This is a genomic window from Pseudomonas nabeulensis, from assembly GCF_004682045.1.
Classification (GTDB): domain Bacteria; phylum Pseudomonadota; class Gammaproteobacteria; order Pseudomonadales; family Pseudomonadaceae; genus Aquipseudomonas; species Aquipseudomonas nabeulensis.
The window spans coordinates 23,751-37,990 of the sequence record NZ_QUZT01000026.1; the positions used below are offsets into that span (position 1 = coordinate 23,751).

Below are 14,240 nucleotides of genomic sequence, written 5' to 3' on the forward strand. Positions count from 1 at the left end.
GCATCGCTGCAGGCTTCTCTTTATGTCGCTATCTGGCTCCACGACCTGGACTCGAACCAGGGACCCAATGATTAACAGTCATTTGCTCTACCAACTGAGCTATCGCGGAATGCGCCGTATGTTACTGATTAAAAAGGGGAAGTCAAGCTTTCTCTGGCAATCGGTGCGTTTAAATCGGATGACCGGTTGAAAGCTGCTGTTCCTTGGCCAACTCCAACCAGGCCAGCGCGGCCGGTGGCAGGTGGGCGCTGGCGCGCCAGGCCAGGGCGATGTGCCAGTCGGTGTGGGGTTCGTCGAGGGGGATCAGGGCAATGCCGTCGTGCTGATGTTTGTGCGCGAGCATGCGGGGCAGGAAGGCGACGCCCAGGCCAGCCGTCACCAGGTCGACAATAAAATCGATCTGCCCGCTGCGGGCTGCAACCCGCGGCGTCACGCCCTTGCGTTCGCAGGCGGCGAGGATCTTGGCGTTGAGGGCAAAGCCCGCTTCGAACAGGATAAATGGCGAGTCCGCCAGGTCGGTGAAGTCCACCCGAGTGCGCTGGGCCAACGGATGGCTGATCGGCAGCACGGCGATCAAGGGTTCATTGCGTACCGGCTGATAATCGAAACCCTCGTCCACCGGCAGTAACAGCGCCGCCAGATCGACCTCCCCCGCCTCCAAACACTCGCGCAGTTTCTTGCTACCGTATTCGGTGAGTTCAATGTCGATGTCCGGATAACGGCTGCGGTAGGTGGCAAACATTGCGGCAAACAGCACGCCGCAGCCCACCGGTGGCAGGCCGATGCGCAACCGGCCGCGCTTGAGGCCGCGCAGGTCATTGATCTCATCGATCAGAGCGCTTTGTTCGGCCAGCAGCACCAGGGCGCGGCGGTAGGCAATTTCGCCGGCAGCGGTGAGTTCGTTGCTGTGGCCAAGACGATTGAGCAGCGTCGTACCCAACTCGTCTTCCAGGGTCTTCACCGCCTTGCTCACCGTGGATTGAGTCAAGGACACCACCTCGGCCGCCTGGGAGAAACCGCCCTGACGCACTACCTCGACAAAGGCGCGTAATGTTCTGAGGTTCATCCGTATTCCTTTTGCGACTGGCTGCTAGCGATAAAAGTTGTTTTTATCATGCCATAATTTTGCCTATGCTGATCCGCCCTGCCTTGTGGAGATACCGTTCATGATCATCTCGTCCGCCTCCGACTACCGCGCAGCCGCCCAGCGCAAGCTGCCGCGCTTCCTGTTCGACTACATCGACGGCGGCGCCTACGCCGAACACACGATGCGCGCGAACAGTTCGGACCTGGCCGAGATCAGCCTGCGTCAGCGCATCCTGCGCAATGTCGACAACCTGAGCCTGAAAACCACTGTGCTCGGCCAGGAACTGGACATGCCGGTCATTCTCAGCCCGGTCGGCCTGACCGGCATGTATGCGCGGCGTGGTGAGGTGCAAGCGGCCAAGGCAGCGGCGAACAAGGGCATTCCGTTTTGCCTGTCGACGGTGTCGGTGTGTCCGATTGAAGAAGTGGCGTCACAAAGTGCCCAGGCCATCTGGTTCCAGCTTTATGTGCTCAAGGACCGTGGCTTCATGCGCAATGCGCTGGAGCGCGCCCAGGCTGCGGGCGTGACCACGCTGGTGTTTACCGTGGACATGCCAACCCCCGGCGCGCGCTACCGTGACGCGCACTCGGGCATGTCCGGACCGTTCGCGGCGCAGCGACGCATGCTGCAAGCCGTTACCAAACCGCAATGGGCCTTCGATGTCGGCTTGATGGGCCGCCCCCACGACCTGGGCAACATCTCCAAATACCTGGGTAAACCGACCCACCTGGAAGACTACATCGGCTGGCTGGCGAACAATTTCGACGCGTCGATCAGCTGGAAAGACCTGGAATGGATCCGCGAGTTCTGGAAGGGCCCGATGATCATCAAGGGCATCCTCGACCCCCAGGACGCCAAGGACGCGGTGAGCTTCGGCGCCGACGGCATCGTGGTCTCCAACCATGGCGGGCGCCAGTTGGACGGCGTGCTGTCCACCGCCAAGGCGCTGCCACCGATTGCCGACGCCGTAGGCGATGACCTCACGGTGCTGGTGGACTCCGGCATCCGCTCCGGCCTCGACGTGGTGCGCATGCTCGCCCTCGGTGCCAAGGCCTGCCTACTGGGACGCGCCACTGCCTACGCACTGGCCGCCGATGGCCAGCATGGCGTGGAAAACCTGCTGGACATCTTCGCCAAGGAAATGCGCGTGGCCATGACCCTCACCGGCGTCACCTCCATCGCGCAGATCGACCGCTCTACCCTGGTCTAACCCTGCTGCTCGACGATCCCGCGCGCCTTGAGCTGGGCCAGTTGTTCCGCTGACAAGCCCAAGCGCTCACCAAGGATGTCATCGGTGTGCTGCCCCAGCCTCGGCGCCGGTCGCACGTATTCGACCGGCGTGCCGGACAGCTTGATCGGGCTGCCGACCATGGCGAAATCCGGGTTTTGCGGGTGGGGGATGTTCACCATCAGGTTGCGCGCAATCACCTGGGGTTCTTCCAGGGACTGGGCGATGGAGTTGATCGCCCCCACCGGCACTTTCGACGCGTGAATGCACGCCACCCACTCATCGGCGCTGCGGCCGAGGAAGTGCGCCGAGAGCAATTCTACGATCTCTTCACGATGGGCCACACGGTCGGCATTGCGCCGGAAGCGCGGGTCCTGCGGTAAATGTGCCAGGCCGATGCTCTGGCACAGGGCGATAAACTGGCTGTCGTTACCGCAAGCGATAATGAAGTCACGGTCGGCAGCGCGGAACACCTGGTACGGCACGATATTGGCGTGGGCATTGCCATAGCGCTGCGGCACCTTGCCCGACGCCAGGTAGTTCATGCTCTGGTTGGCCAGCGTAGCGACCTGCACATCCAGCAGCGCCATATCAATGTATTGGCCAACGCCCGTGCGTTCCCGACTGAGCAACGCGGCCTGGATCGCCACGGTGGAATACAGCCCGGTCATCAAATCCGAAAACGCCACGCCGACTTTTTGCGGGCCGCCGCCGGGCAGGTCATCGCGCTCGCCGGTGATGCTCATCAAGCCGCCGATGCCCTGGATGATGAAGTCATAGCCCGGCTCTTCGGCACGCGGTCCGGTCTGGCCGAAGCCGGTGATGGAGCAATACACCAGGCGCGGATTGATCTCGGCCAGGGTCGCATAGTCCAGGCCATAACGGGCCAGGGAGCCGGCCTTGTAGTTCTCGATCAACACATCGGAACTGGCCGCCAATGCACGCACCAATTCCTGGCCTTCGGGGCTGGCGATATCGATGGCCACGGAGAGTTTGCCGCGATTGGTGGACTGGTAGTACGAAGCCTCGCCAGACGACTCGCCGGTGTCGGTCTTCATCCAGGGCGGGCCCCAGCCACGGGTGTCATCGCCGCTTTTGGGGCGTTCGATCTTGATCACTTCTGCGCCGAGATCGGCCAATACTTGCCCGCACCAGGGACCGGCCAACACACGGCTTAAATCCAGTACTCGCAAACCTGTCAAAGCACCCATTGTTCTTATCCTGTGAGGTGGAAAATCAGCCGACTGTCGGCGCTTCATGACGCAGGGACACACCCAGCATCGCCCGCCGCCGCAGCCACGGGCTCGGGCGGTAACGCGGGTCGTGGGTGAGTTCGCTCATGCGCTGCAAAATCGTCAGCAGGCGCCGTGGTCCCAGGGCATCGCCCCAGGCCAGCGGGCCGTGTGGATAACCCAGGCCCAGCTGCACGGCCTGGTCGATATCGTCGACGCTGGCGATGCGCTGCTGAGCGATATCGCAAGCGAGGTTAACCACCATCGCCAAGGTGCGCTGGGCGACAAAACCGACGCTGTCACCGATCACCGTTACTCCTACTCCGTCGGCTGCAAGCAAGGCGTGGGCAGCATCGCGCATGGCCGGCGAGGTGAGCGGGTTTTGCATCAGGGTGCGATGGCGCGACAGGTCCGTCAGCAGGTCAATGCACAGGGTGCGCGCCGGGTCGGTGTCGAAGCGCACGCAGGCGCTGGTGGCGTCGCGGCCGTAAGGGGCGAGCAGGCACAGCGCCTCGGACGAAGGTTGCGCGCTACTTTCCAGATGGGCGCCGAGGTTGATCACCAAGGCGCTCAGGCGCTCGTAGTCTTCGGTGTTTTCAGTGGCGATCCACACCGGTGGTGGCTGTTGAACCGAGGGCACAGGCTGGGGTTCAGGGCCGTTAACCCTCTGGCCGTTTTCATACTGATAGAAGCCATGCCCGGTCTTGCGCCCAAGCCGGCCGCCCACCAGCATCTGTCGGGTCAGCGGCGACGGTTTGTAGCGCGGCTCCTGGTAGAACTGGTTGTAGATCGACTCCATCACCGGGTGCGATACATCCAGCCCGGTGAGGTCCAGCAGCTCCAGCGGCCCCATGCGGAACCCGGCGCCTTCACGCAGGATACGGTCGATATCGCCACGCTCGGCGATGCCCTCATCGAGCATCTTCAACGCTTCGGTGCCATAGGCACGCCCGGCGTGGTTGACGATAAACCCCGGCGTGTCTTTGGCGCGCACCCCGCGATGACCGGTGCGTGCGACCAACGCCAGCAGCGCATCGCCAACCTGCGGCGCGGTCGCCAGGCCGTCGATTACCTCGACCACCCGCATCAACGGCACCGGGTTGAAAAAGTGCAGGCCGGCCACACGCTCAGGGTGCTGGCAGCCAGTGGCAATGGCGGTGATGGACAGTGACGACGTGTTGGTAGCAAGAATGCAGGTGGTGCTGACGATGCCTTCTAACTGTTGCAACAGCCCACGCTTGGCCTCAAGGTTTTCGACGATGGCTTCGACCACCAGGTCGCAGTCCTTCAAGCCATCGATAGCATCTGCCACCTGTAGATTGGCCAACGCCGCATCCATCGCCGCCTGGCTGATCTTGCCCTTGCTCACCAGCTTTGAGAACGTGGCGCTCAAGCCGTCACGGGCCGACTGCGCAGCGCCGTCGCGGGCATCGAACAAGCGCACCAGCACACCGGCCTGGGCCGCAATTTGCGCGATGCCGGCGCCCATGACACCCGTGCCCACCAGACCCAAGGTATTCATCGAGGCAGTCATCGTTATTCCCCCCGGTATTCAGGCGTGCGCTTCTCGAAGAACGCCGCAGCGCCCTCTTTCTGATCCTTGGAGTCGAACAGCAATTGGAACGCCTTGCGCTCCAGCACCAAGGCGCTTTCCAGCGGCAGGTCGGCACCGGCCAGCATCACTTCCTTGATTTGCGCCACCGCCAATGGCGGCAGTGCGGCGATCTGCGCAGCCAACTCCATGGCACGAGGCAGTGTCTGCTCGTCGCTGACCATTTCGCTGAGCATGCCCATGGCCAGGGCTTCTTTCGCGCTGACCATGCACCCGGTCAGCGCAATGCGCATGGCCTGGAATTTCCCCACCGCACGAACCAGACGTTGAGTTCCACCCGCCCCCGGCATCAGCCCCAGCTTGACCTCCGGCTGGGCAAACCGTGCCGACTCGCCGGCCACGATCAAGTCGCAGTGCATCGCCAGCTCGCAACCGCCGCCCAGGGCAAACCCATTGACCGCGGCAATCACCGGCTTGGGACAACGGCTGATGGCTTCCCACAGGTATTCAGTGTGGCGGCGGTACATATCGATGGCGCTGGCGCTGGCGAACTCTTTGATATCCGCACCGGCGACAAAAAACTGCTCGCCGCCAGTGAGCACAATGGCGCGCACATCGCGGCGCTTGGCCAAGGCCCGGAAGTGTTCGGCCAGTGCTTCGCGCACCTGGGCATTGAGGGCGTTTTTCACTTCGGGACGGTGGATACGCACCACGGCCACGCCATTGTCCTGGACGTCGAGGGTCACCACGGATGGGGCTGCGTTGGTCACATTCACTCCTGCTGCGTTGTTCTTGTTAGGGGGATACTTGAATGTTTCGCTATGCGAAACAACATTCCGTATTTAGCCATGATCATAAGTATCGACCCGGCAGGTGTAAACGTAAAAACCCGATCTCATTGGAAAACCGCAACTAACTCACTGTTTTATTGAGTTTTATCCCACAACAGAATCACCTTTCAAAAAGTTGCTTAGTTTCGCTGTGCGGAATATGATTTTGTTTTGTTGATTTTATAAAAAAATGAGGCTTACCATGCGCCGTCGAAACCCGGACGCGGGCACCCCCGAAGTCCCTGCAAACAACAACGCCTTTGAGCATCTGTTGATCGACCCGATGAACAACGACGAGGAGGAGGACAAAGACCGCCAGTTCGTCACCGCCCTGGCACGCGGCCTGGAATTGCTGCGTTGTTTCACGCCGAGCGAGAGCGTACTGGGCAACCAGGACCTGGCACGCAAGACCGGGCTGCCAAAGCCGACGATCACCCGCATGACCCACACCCTCACGCGTCTGGGTTACCTCAAGCACCTGCCGCAGTCGGGCCGGTATCAGTTGGATGTGGGCGTGATGGCGTTCGGTTACGCGATGTTGTCGAACCTGTCGGTACGGGCCGTGGCCCACCCGCTGATGGAGACCATGGCCAAGTACGCCCAGGCCGCCGTCGCGATGGCCACCCGGGACCGCCTGGACGCGGTGTACCTGGACGTGGTCCAGGGCGAAGCGAACATGACCATGCGCCGCCAGGTGGGCACGCGCTTGCCGCTGCACTTGAGTTCCGCAGGCCGCGCCTGCCTGGCAGCGATGCCGGAAAACGAGCGGGAGTTCATCCTCGACCATATCCGCCAGCGTCATCTGGAGGACTGGCCGACAATCCGCAAGGGACTGGAACGCGCCTTCCGGGACTACACCGATTTCGGCTATTGCATGTCGATCGGTGAGTGGCACCGCGATGTCAACGCCATCGCCGTGCCCATGCTGCACGCACAACACGGCTTGCTGGCGTTCAACTGTGGCGGACCGAGTTTTCACCTCTCCCGGGAAAAACTCGAAGACGACATCGGCCCCCGCCTCAAGCACATGGTGAACAATATCGAGGCCGCCGCCCGCTAGCAGGACAGGTGCACGGCCTCGGCAGATTGACGATAACAGGCCCGCTCAACGGGCCGCTGAGGAATGCACATGATCCGAGACGCACAAACCCTTCATATCCTGGTGGACGCCATTGCGCAGTTCGTCGACGAAGCGCTGATCCCACGGGAAAACGAAGTCGCCGAGACCGATGACATCCCGGCGGACATCGTCAGCCAATTCCAGGACATGGGCCTGTTCGGCCTGACCATCCCCGAAGCGTACGGTGGCCTGGGGCTGACCATGGAAGAAGAGGTGACCATTGCCTTTGAACTGGGGCGCACCTCCCCGGCCTTTCGCTCCTACTTCGGCACCAACAATGGCATCGGCTCCATCGGCATCCTGCTGGACGGCACCGATGCGCAGAAAGAACATTACCTGCCGTTGCTGGCCAGCGGCGCGTTGCTCAGTTCGTTCGCCCTCACCGAGCCGGACTCCGGCTCCGACGCCGCCTCGCTGAAAACCACCGCCGTGCGCGATGGCGACCACTATGTGATCAACGGCACCAAGCGCTTTATCACCAACGCGCCCCACGCCGGGATCTTCACGGTGATGGCACGCACCGACGCGGCGATTCGCGGCTCGGGCGGGATCAGCGCATTTATCGTCGAGCGTGACACCCCCGGCTTGTCCCTCGGCAAGCGCGACCACAAGATGGGCCAGCAAGGCGCCCATACCAGCGACGTGATCTTCGACAACGTACGCGTACCTGCCAGCCAGTTGATCGGCGGCGTCGAAGGCGTGGGTTTCAAGACCGCCATGAAGGTGCTCGACAAAGGCCGCCTGCACATCGCCGCCGTCAGCGTCGGTGCTGCCGAACGCATGCTCAGCGATGCGCTGAACTACGCCATCGAGCGCAAGCAGTTCGGCCAGCCGATTGCCGAGTTCCAGTTGATCCAGGCCATGCTTGCCGACAGCAAGGCCGAGATCTACGCCGCGCGCTGCATGGTGCTCGACGCTGCACGCAAGCGTGACGAAGGACGGGACATCGGCACCGAGGCGTCGTGCTCGAAGATGTTCGCCACCGAGATGTGCGGCCGAGTGGCTGACCGTTGCGTGCAGATTCATGGCGGCGCCGGCTATATCAGCGAGTACGCCATCGAACGGTTCTATCGGGATGTGCGTCTGTTCCGTCTGTATGAGGGCACCACGCAGATCCAGCAGTTGGTGATTGCCCGCAACATGATTCGCGCGGCGCAACGCTAGGTTTTACTGCTCCACCCATACCCAATGCCCTAACAACTACAAGCAAGGTATCGCTATGGAAGTCGCCGCATCGGCGGGCGCGTTGTCGCCTGCAAAAAGCAAACTGTGGATTGTCGTGTTCATCTTCTGCTTCCTCGGTCTGTTGATCGACGGTGCGGACTTGATGCTGCTGTCCTACAGCCTCAGCAGCCTCAAGGCCGAGTTCGGCCTGACCAGCGTCGAAGCCGGCAGCCTGGGTAGCTTTACCCTGGCCGGCATGGCCATCGGCGGTATCTACGGGGGTTGGGCCTGCGACCGCTTTGGTCGGGTCAAGACGGTGGTATGGAGCATCGTGCTGTTTTCCGTCGGCACGGCGGTGCTGGGCATGACCCACAGCTATTGGCAGTTCGCGAGCACGCGGTTCTTCGCCTCTCTCGGCTTGGGCGCACTGTATGTGGCGTGCAATACCTTGATGGCCGAGTACGTGCCCACCCGCTACCGCACCACCGTACTCGGCACGTTGCAGGCCGGCTGGTCGGTGGGTTACATCGTCGCCACCTTGCTGGCCGGTTGGATCCTGCCTGAGCACGGCTGGCGCTGGTTGTTCTACGTGGCGATCATCCCGGTGATCCTTGCCGTGTTGATGCAGCGCCTGGTCCCGGAACCCCAGGCCTGGCTCACCGCTCGGGCCGAGCGAGCCCAGGAAAAAGCCAGCGGCGCCAAGCACTCCACCAATAAAAAACCCGACGGCATGTTCAAGCTGATCTTCAGCGACCCGAAGGCCAGCCGCATGTTCCTGCTCTGGGCGCTGACCGCAGGCTTCCTGCAGTTTGGCTACTACGGCGTGAACAATTGGATGCCGTCCTACCTGGAAAGCGAATTGGGGATGAACTTCAAATCGATGACCAGCTACATGGTCGGCACCTACGCGGCGATGATCTTCGGCAAGATCCTCGCCGGGCTGGCAGCGGACCGCCTGGGACGGCGAACGGTGTTCGCATTTGGTGCCCTGGGCACGGCGATTTTCCTGCCGGTGATCGTACTGTTCCAGAGCCCCGAGAACATCCTGTGGATGCTGGTGGTCTTCGGCTTCCTGTACGGGATTCCCTATGGCGTCAACGCAACGTACATGACCGAAAGCTTCGAAGCGAAGTTTCGCGGTTCGGCGGTGGGCGGCGCCTACAACATAGGGCGCATTGGTGCGGCAGTGGCGCCAGCGGCGATCGGTTTCCTCGCCTCCCACGGCTCCATCGGCATGGGCTTTTTGGTGATGGGCGGTGCTTACTTTATCTGCGGTGTCATTCCGGCGTTGTTTATTCGCGATAAGCAATTCGATCCGCAAAAACAGTAACAGCAACCCTTACTTGCCAAATAACTGGCGCCATAGTTCAGCGACTGTTCTTAGGGATAAAAACAGTCGTTTGATTTATAAGGCTTTTTATTTTTATTAAACGATTCTGCAGGAACATCGCTCTAAGTTTTTTCAAGCAGGTTACGCGATGACAAGACGTGCGGCAGTGCCCAGGGGTTATAACCCGTTGCAAAGCGGTTTAAACTGCTACACATGTTTTACGGAACTGAAGGAACAGTAAGACGCTTGGCATTCGCCACTCTCATCGAGCCTGTAAGACAGCTAAGTGCTTAGAGGCCGTTCGTTTATGAAAACACCCACCCAGACCAACGCAATTGACTTTGACAGTGCCAAATTGCAACGCCTGGGCTTTGGTCAGCCGTCTCTCCTACCGCGTCGCCCCGTCACCCTTACACAACTACGCCAGCAGTTGGGCCTGCAACTGCAGACCAGCCTGGAGCCGGAGCGCATCCTGGCGGCGTTTTTCCGCGAGATCCAGCGCCTGGTACCTCTGGACGCCCTGAAATACTGCCACGACGCCAGCGACCTGCGCCTGGAGTTCGGCCATCGCGGCCACCACTCGGTGAGCTACAGCTTGAGCCATGAAGGCGAGCATCTGGGTGAGCTGATCTTTCGCCGTAACCAGCGCCTGACGGAAGAAGAACTCAGCCAACTCGAATCCCTGCTGGCGACCCTGCTGTACCCGATGCGCAACGCCCTGCTCTACCGCGCGGCGACCCGCAGCGCCCTGCGCGACCCGCTGACCGAGACCGGTAACCGCATCGCCATGGACCAGACCCTGCAACGGGAAATCGACATGGCGCGCCGCCATCTCAACCCGCTGTCATTGCTGATGCTGGACATCGACCACTTCAAGGTGATCAACGACACCTACGGCCATACCGCTGGCGATAATGTGCTACGGGCCGTCGCGGGGGCGATCAAGAGTCAATTGCGCAATGTGGACATGGTGTTCCGGTTTGGCGGGGAAGAGTTTCTGATCCTGCTGTCCAACACCGGCCGTGAGGCGGCGGCGATGGTCGGTGAACGCCTGCGCCAGGCGGCACAGGCCCAGGATTATCGGGCAGATGGCACGCGGATCGAATTGACGGTAAGCCTGGGCTGCTCGACGTTGTTGGCTGCCGAGTCGGCCGAAAGCCTGTTGCGCCGGGCGGACAGCGCGTTGTACGTGGCCAAGCGCGAAGGGCGGAATCGCCTGGCAATGGCAGGATAAAACACTGTATCTGTGGCGAGGGAGCTTGCTCCCGCTGGGTCGCGGAGCGGCCCCACTCGTTGAATGGGACTGCTGCGCAGTCCAGCGGGAGCAAGCTCCCTCGCCACAAGTTATATCGCGTTCTTTCTATTGCTTAAGCTTCGCTGGCCACACGCGCCTGTCGCTCGCGAACGGCTACGGGCGCCTTTTCCTTTTCTTTCTCCAGGCGCATGCAGCTTTCCAGGAACAGGTACATGTAGTCGTAGCTCTTGCACACGGCCTGGCGCAGCTCAACCTGCAAGGCCTTGCTCGGGTTCGTGCCGGCCAGGGTGCAGATGATTTCCAGGGCTTCCCACGGGTGGGCGTCGTCGTACTGGGCGTGCATCTTCAGCCACTTCATCGCACGCTTGCGCTCTTCCTCGGGGAAGGCCGCCGCATACACGCCGGTGGAGCACACCACGGCGGACCACTCCCCGGTCGCCCCCTCGATGGCATAGTTGGTGGCGGCAATCGCCACGATCAGCGCATCGGCCGAGCTGGTGTGCCAGCACCAGTGACTCAGTGCGTGCAATTCCGGCGGCACGTTCTGGGCTTGCAGCTCTTCCAGGCTGACGCCGTGGGCGCGGGCCCAATGCACCCAATAGTCGGCGTGGTTCAGTTCCACGCGAATATTGCGCATCAGCCAACGGCGCGCCATGTCCTCCCCAGGATGGCGGGCAAATTTGGTCTTGGTGAGGTTCTGTGCCATGTACAAGGCAAACTGTTCAACCACGGGCCAGCCACCAATCAGGTAGTGGCGCATGGTCTTGGCGCTGAGCGTGTTATCGCGCATGCGCTGGTACAGTTCGTGTTCGACAACGCGGCGCTTGCTCTCGCTACAGTCCTGGATCAATTGTTGCGCCCAGGCGGGGTAACTCGAGGCTTCCATAAGCGGGCCGGTTCTGTTGAATGTGTCGATCACTGTCGGGCTCCTTTTTTAGTGTGATTGTACAGACCAGCAAATGTTTCAGCGGAATGTGCCGGGCGCCTTGAACAGCAAAGGCTGCGGTCGCACAGGTCGACACTGCAAACTATCAAAGGTAAACAACTGCGGTCGTTCAATCAGGTAACCCTGAGCGTAATCCACACCGATCTCGAGTAACGCCTGTTCGATCTGCGGTGTCTCGACAAATTCTGCAATTGTGCGCTTACCCATGACGTGGCCGATGTGGTTGATCACTTCGACCATCGCGCGGTTAATCGGGTCGTCCAGCATATCCTTTACGAAACTTCCATCGATCTTCAGGAAGTCTACAGGTAAATGTTTGAGATAAGCGAATGAGGACATTCCGGCACAAAAGTCATCCAGCGAGAAATGACAGCCTAAGGCTTTGAGTTCATTAATAAAGCGAATCGCGCTGCCCAAGTTTGCAATCGCGCTGGTTTCGGTAATTTCAAAACAGATCATCCCCGGCGGAATGTTGTAACTATCAAATTTCTCACGCAAGAACCCGAGGAAGTCGTCATCACCAATGGTGATGCCTGACAGATTAATCGCACACATCGCCATCGGTCGCCCCGGACGTTCCTGCATGCACCGGTTGATGATCTTGAAGACGTTCTCCACCACCCAACGGTCCAGCGAGGTCATCAAGCCATAACGCTCGGCGGCCGGGATAAAGCTGTCCGGCAGGATGATCCGCCCGGCCTCGTCATGCAGACGCAACAGAATCTCGATATGCCCCGTGTCGCCCTCGCTATGCCCCAGCGCGGAAATTTCCTGGGCATACAGGCAGAACCGGTTCTCTTCCAGGGCCATGTGCAAGCGCTGCACCCAGGCCATTTCACCGAAACGCAAAGACAGCTCAGAGTCGTCAGCGTGGTACACCTGCACGCGGTTGCGGCCTTTCTCCTTGGCCATATAGCACGCCATATCGGCGGCCCGCAGGGAGGTTTCCAGGGTGGTTGGGGTGTGCCCCAGGTGCACCAGGCCAATGCTGACGGTGGTCATGAATGGCCGGCCTTTCCACACAAAATGCAGGCTTTGTACGGTATGGCGCAGGCTTTCAGCGATTTTCTCCGCCACCGGCGCCGGGCAATTCTCCAGCAGGATGCCGAACTCATCGCCTCCCAGGCGTGCCAGGGTGTCGCCTTCGCGCAGGTCCGATTGCAGCAGTGCACAAATATGCCGCAGCAACTCGTCCCCCGCCGCATGGCCGCAGGTGTCGTTGACCAGCTTGAACTGGTCCAGGTCGAGGAACATCAACGCATGCCGCCCGCCCAGGCCGAGCCCGGCAGGATGCAGCACCTGCTCCAGGCGGTATTCGAATTCGCGACGGTTGGCCAAACCGGTCAGGGCGTCATGGGTCGCCTGCCACGACAGGTTGGCGATGTATTGGCGTTCCTGGGTCATGTCGTGCAACACCAGCACCGCACCGCTGACCTTGCCGGCGCTGCGGATCGGCGCACCCACCAAGGTCACCGAAACCGTGCTGCCATCCAGGCGCTGGATGGTTTTGGAGTGCTCGCTGCCGCCGCTGAGCTGGCCCTTGACGATATGTTCGATCAGGGTAAAGCCATCCGGTTGAGCGTTGTCATCCAGCAGGTTGAACAGCGCCGCCAAGGGCAAGCCGTGGGCCTGGTCTGAATTCCAGTGGGTCAGCGCCTCGGCTGCGGGATTCATAAAGGTGATTGAACCGTCGACATCGGTGGTGATCACCCCGTCGCCAATCGACTCAAGGGTGATCTGCGCCCGCTCCTTCTCCTCTTGCAAGGCATCGGCGAACGCGTGGCGCTGGGCCAGCAACTTATGCGTGCGCAACAAGGCCAACACGATCAAGCCCAATGCCGTGGCCAGGTTGGTGATCAGCAGCAACCGCAGGATCATCCGCGAGCCTTCTCCCAGCGCATCGCTAAAGGCCTTGGCGGCTGGCGTAACGCCCTCGTTGATCGCAATGATATGGGCCTTCCACTGGCTGACATCGTTGGCGCTGACTTGATCACGAGTAATCTGCTGGTGCATCTCTTTGGCCAAGTCATCCAGCTGCATCAGGTAGCCGTCACCCACCGTCCACAGCTCAATGGCCTTTTCCAGATAGCTGAAATGGCGAAAGTTGAGGTACAGCCAGATCAGGCTGGAAACGTCATCCGGGTGATTGCCGCCCTTGAGAATGCCCTGGCGCGCCGCCGCGATATCAGGGGGCGAAAGATCAAGCGCAATACGCAGCTCATGCCCGCCCTGGGGCACGGCAATCGCCTGTTGGTATTTGAGATAGGTGGCTTCGTCGCGATTATCGGCGTAGAGCGTCAGGTAGTAGATCGCGTCTTTCTGGCCCTTGGACCATAGGCTCTCGCCGGCCACATAGCCGCGCACCGCCGACAGCATGTAGAGACTGACGCAACCCAACAATGCCTGGAACAGCACCACGGCGATAAAGGGCCACACAATGCCCAACAGCCTTGGCGTTCCGAGAGTCCGCTTTTGCTTCATGAAGCTCCTTGCACA

The 14,240-nt window shown here is 60.8% G+C and carries 11 protein-coding genes and 1 tRNA gene; 5 read left to right on the plus strand and 7 right to left on the minus strand.

What is annotated here, in order from left to right; genetic code table 11:
- Positions 1-33 precede the first annotated feature (33 nt).
- Together DYL61_RS15195 and DYL61_RS15200 are read right to left on the minus strand one after the other, a co-directional pair.
- Positions 34-109, minus strand: a tRNA-Asn gene (locus tag DYL61_RS15195).
- A gap of 60 nt (positions 110-169) precedes the next feature.
- On the minus strand, positions 170-1,066 hold the full coding sequence (locus tag DYL61_RS15200; protein WP_135308980.1) for a LysR family transcriptional regulator: 897 nt from the start codon (positions 1,064-1,066) through the stop codon (positions 170-172).
- 100 nt (positions 1,067-1,166) lie between these two features.
- On the opposite strand from DYL61_RS15200, the gene lldD reads away from it, so the two are divergent.
- On the plus strand, positions 1,167-2,297 hold the full coding sequence (lldD, locus tag DYL61_RS15205; RefSeq protein WP_135308981.1) for an FMN-dependent L-lactate dehydrogenase LldD: 1,131 nt from the start codon (positions 1,167-1,169) through the stop codon (positions 2,295-2,297).
- Here the strand turns inward: lldD and DYL61_RS15210 are convergent.
- From DYL61_RS15210 to DYL61_RS15220, 3 genes are read right to left on the minus strand one after another with little or no spacing between them, the layout of a single operon-like run.
- Complete coding sequence (locus tag DYL61_RS15210) at positions 2,294-3,526, minus strand: CaiB/BaiF CoA transferase family protein (protein ID WP_135308982.1); 1,233 nt, start codon at positions 3,524-3,526, stop codon at positions 2,294-2,296. The genes lldD and DYL61_RS15210 overlap by 4 nt on opposite strands.
- 25 nt (positions 3,527-3,551) lie before the next feature.
- Complete coding sequence (locus tag DYL61_RS15215) at positions 3,552-5,081, minus strand: 3-hydroxyacyl-CoA dehydrogenase (protein WP_135308983.1); 1,530 nt, start codon at positions 5,079-5,081, stop codon at positions 3,552-3,554.
- A 2-nt stretch (positions 5,082-5,083) separates the two neighbouring features.
- On the minus strand, positions 5,084-5,869 hold the full coding sequence (locus DYL61_RS15220) for an enoyl-CoA hydratase (protein WP_135308984.1): 786 nt from the start codon (positions 5,867-5,869) through the stop codon (positions 5,084-5,086).
- Positions 5,870-6,131: 262 nt separating this feature from the next.
- On the opposite strand from DYL61_RS15220, the gene DYL61_RS15225 reads away from it, so the two are divergent.
- The 4 genes from DYL61_RS15225 to DYL61_RS15240 all read left to right on the plus strand — a co-directional run bounded on the left by DYL61_RS15225 (position 6,132) and on the right by DYL61_RS15240 (position 10,777).
- Complete coding sequence (locus DYL61_RS15225) at positions 6,132-6,989, plus strand: IclR family transcriptional regulator (protein ID WP_135308985.1); 858 nt, start codon at positions 6,132-6,134, stop codon at positions 6,987-6,989.
- 69 nt (positions 6,990-7,058) lie between these two features.
- Positions 7,059-8,213, plus strand: coding sequence for an acyl-CoA dehydrogenase family protein (locus DYL61_RS15230; RefSeq protein WP_135308986.1), 1,155 nt, complete (start codon positions 7,059-7,061; stop codon positions 8,211-8,213).
- A 55-nt stretch (positions 8,214-8,268) separates the two neighbouring features.
- Positions 8,269-9,543 carry an MFS transporter gene (locus DYL61_RS15235; protein ID WP_135308987.1) on the plus strand — a complete coding sequence of 425 codons (1,275 nt, stop codon included), beginning with the start codon at positions 8,269-8,271 and terminating at the stop codon, positions 9,541-9,543.
- A gap of 307 nt (positions 9,544-9,850) precedes the next feature.
- On the plus strand, positions 9,851-10,777 hold the full coding sequence (locus DYL61_RS15240; RefSeq protein WP_135308988.1) for a GGDEF domain-containing protein: 927 nt from the start codon (positions 9,851-9,853) through the stop codon (positions 10,775-10,777).
- 133 nt (positions 10,778-10,910) lie between these two features.
- On the opposite strand, the gene DYL61_RS15245 is transcribed toward DYL61_RS15240, so the two are convergent.
- Entirely contained in the window at positions 10,911-11,684 is a 774-nt protein-coding gene (locus DYL61_RS15245) for an iron-containing redox enzyme family protein (protein WP_374956520.1), read from the minus strand.
- A gap of 78 nt (positions 11,685-11,762) precedes the next feature.
- Positions 11,763-14,225 (minus strand): EAL domain-containing protein, encoded by a 2,463-nt coding sequence (locus DYL61_RS15250; protein WP_135308989.1) that lies wholly within the window; start codon positions 14,223-14,225, stop codon positions 11,763-11,765.
- Positions 14,226-14,240: the final 15 nt, after the last annotated feature.

Coding starts and splice junctions, on each gene's coding strand:
- DYL61_RS15200 (WP_135308980.1), bottom strand. CDS start 1,066: ATGAACCTCAGAACATTACGCGCCTTTGTCGAGGTAGTGCGTCAGGGC.
- lldD (WP_135308981.1), top strand. CDS start 1,167: ATGATCATCTCGTCCGCCTCCGACTACCGCGCAGCCGCCCAGCGCAAG.
- DYL61_RS15210 (WP_135308982.1), bottom strand. CDS start 3,526: ATGGGTGCTTTGACAGGTTTGCGAGTACTGGATTTAAGCCGTGTGTTG.
- DYL61_RS15215 (WP_135308983.1), bottom strand. CDS start 5,081: ATGACTGCCTCGATGAATACCTTGGGTCTGGTGGGCACGGGTGTCATG.
- DYL61_RS15225 (WP_135308985.1), top strand. CDS start 6,132: ATGCGCCGTCGAAACCCGGACGCGGGCACCCCCGAAGTCCCTGCAAAC.
- DYL61_RS15230 (WP_135308986.1), top strand. CDS start 7,059: ATGATCCGAGACGCACAAACCCTTCATATCCTGGTGGACGCCATTGCG.
- DYL61_RS15235 (WP_135308987.1), top strand. CDS start 8,269: ATGGAAGTCGCCGCATCGGCGGGCGCGTTGTCGCCTGCAAAAAGCAAA.
- DYL61_RS15240 (WP_135308988.1), top strand. CDS start 9,851: ATGAAAACACCCACCCAGACCAACGCAATTGACTTTGACAGTGCCAAA.
- DYL61_RS15245 (WP_374956520.1), bottom strand. CDS start 11,684: ATGGAAGCCTCGAGTTACCCCGCCTGGGCGCAACAATTGATCCAGGAC.
- DYL61_RS15250 (WP_135308989.1), bottom strand. CDS start 14,225: ATGAAGCAAAAGCGGACTCTCGGAACGCCAAGGCTGTTGGGCATTGTG.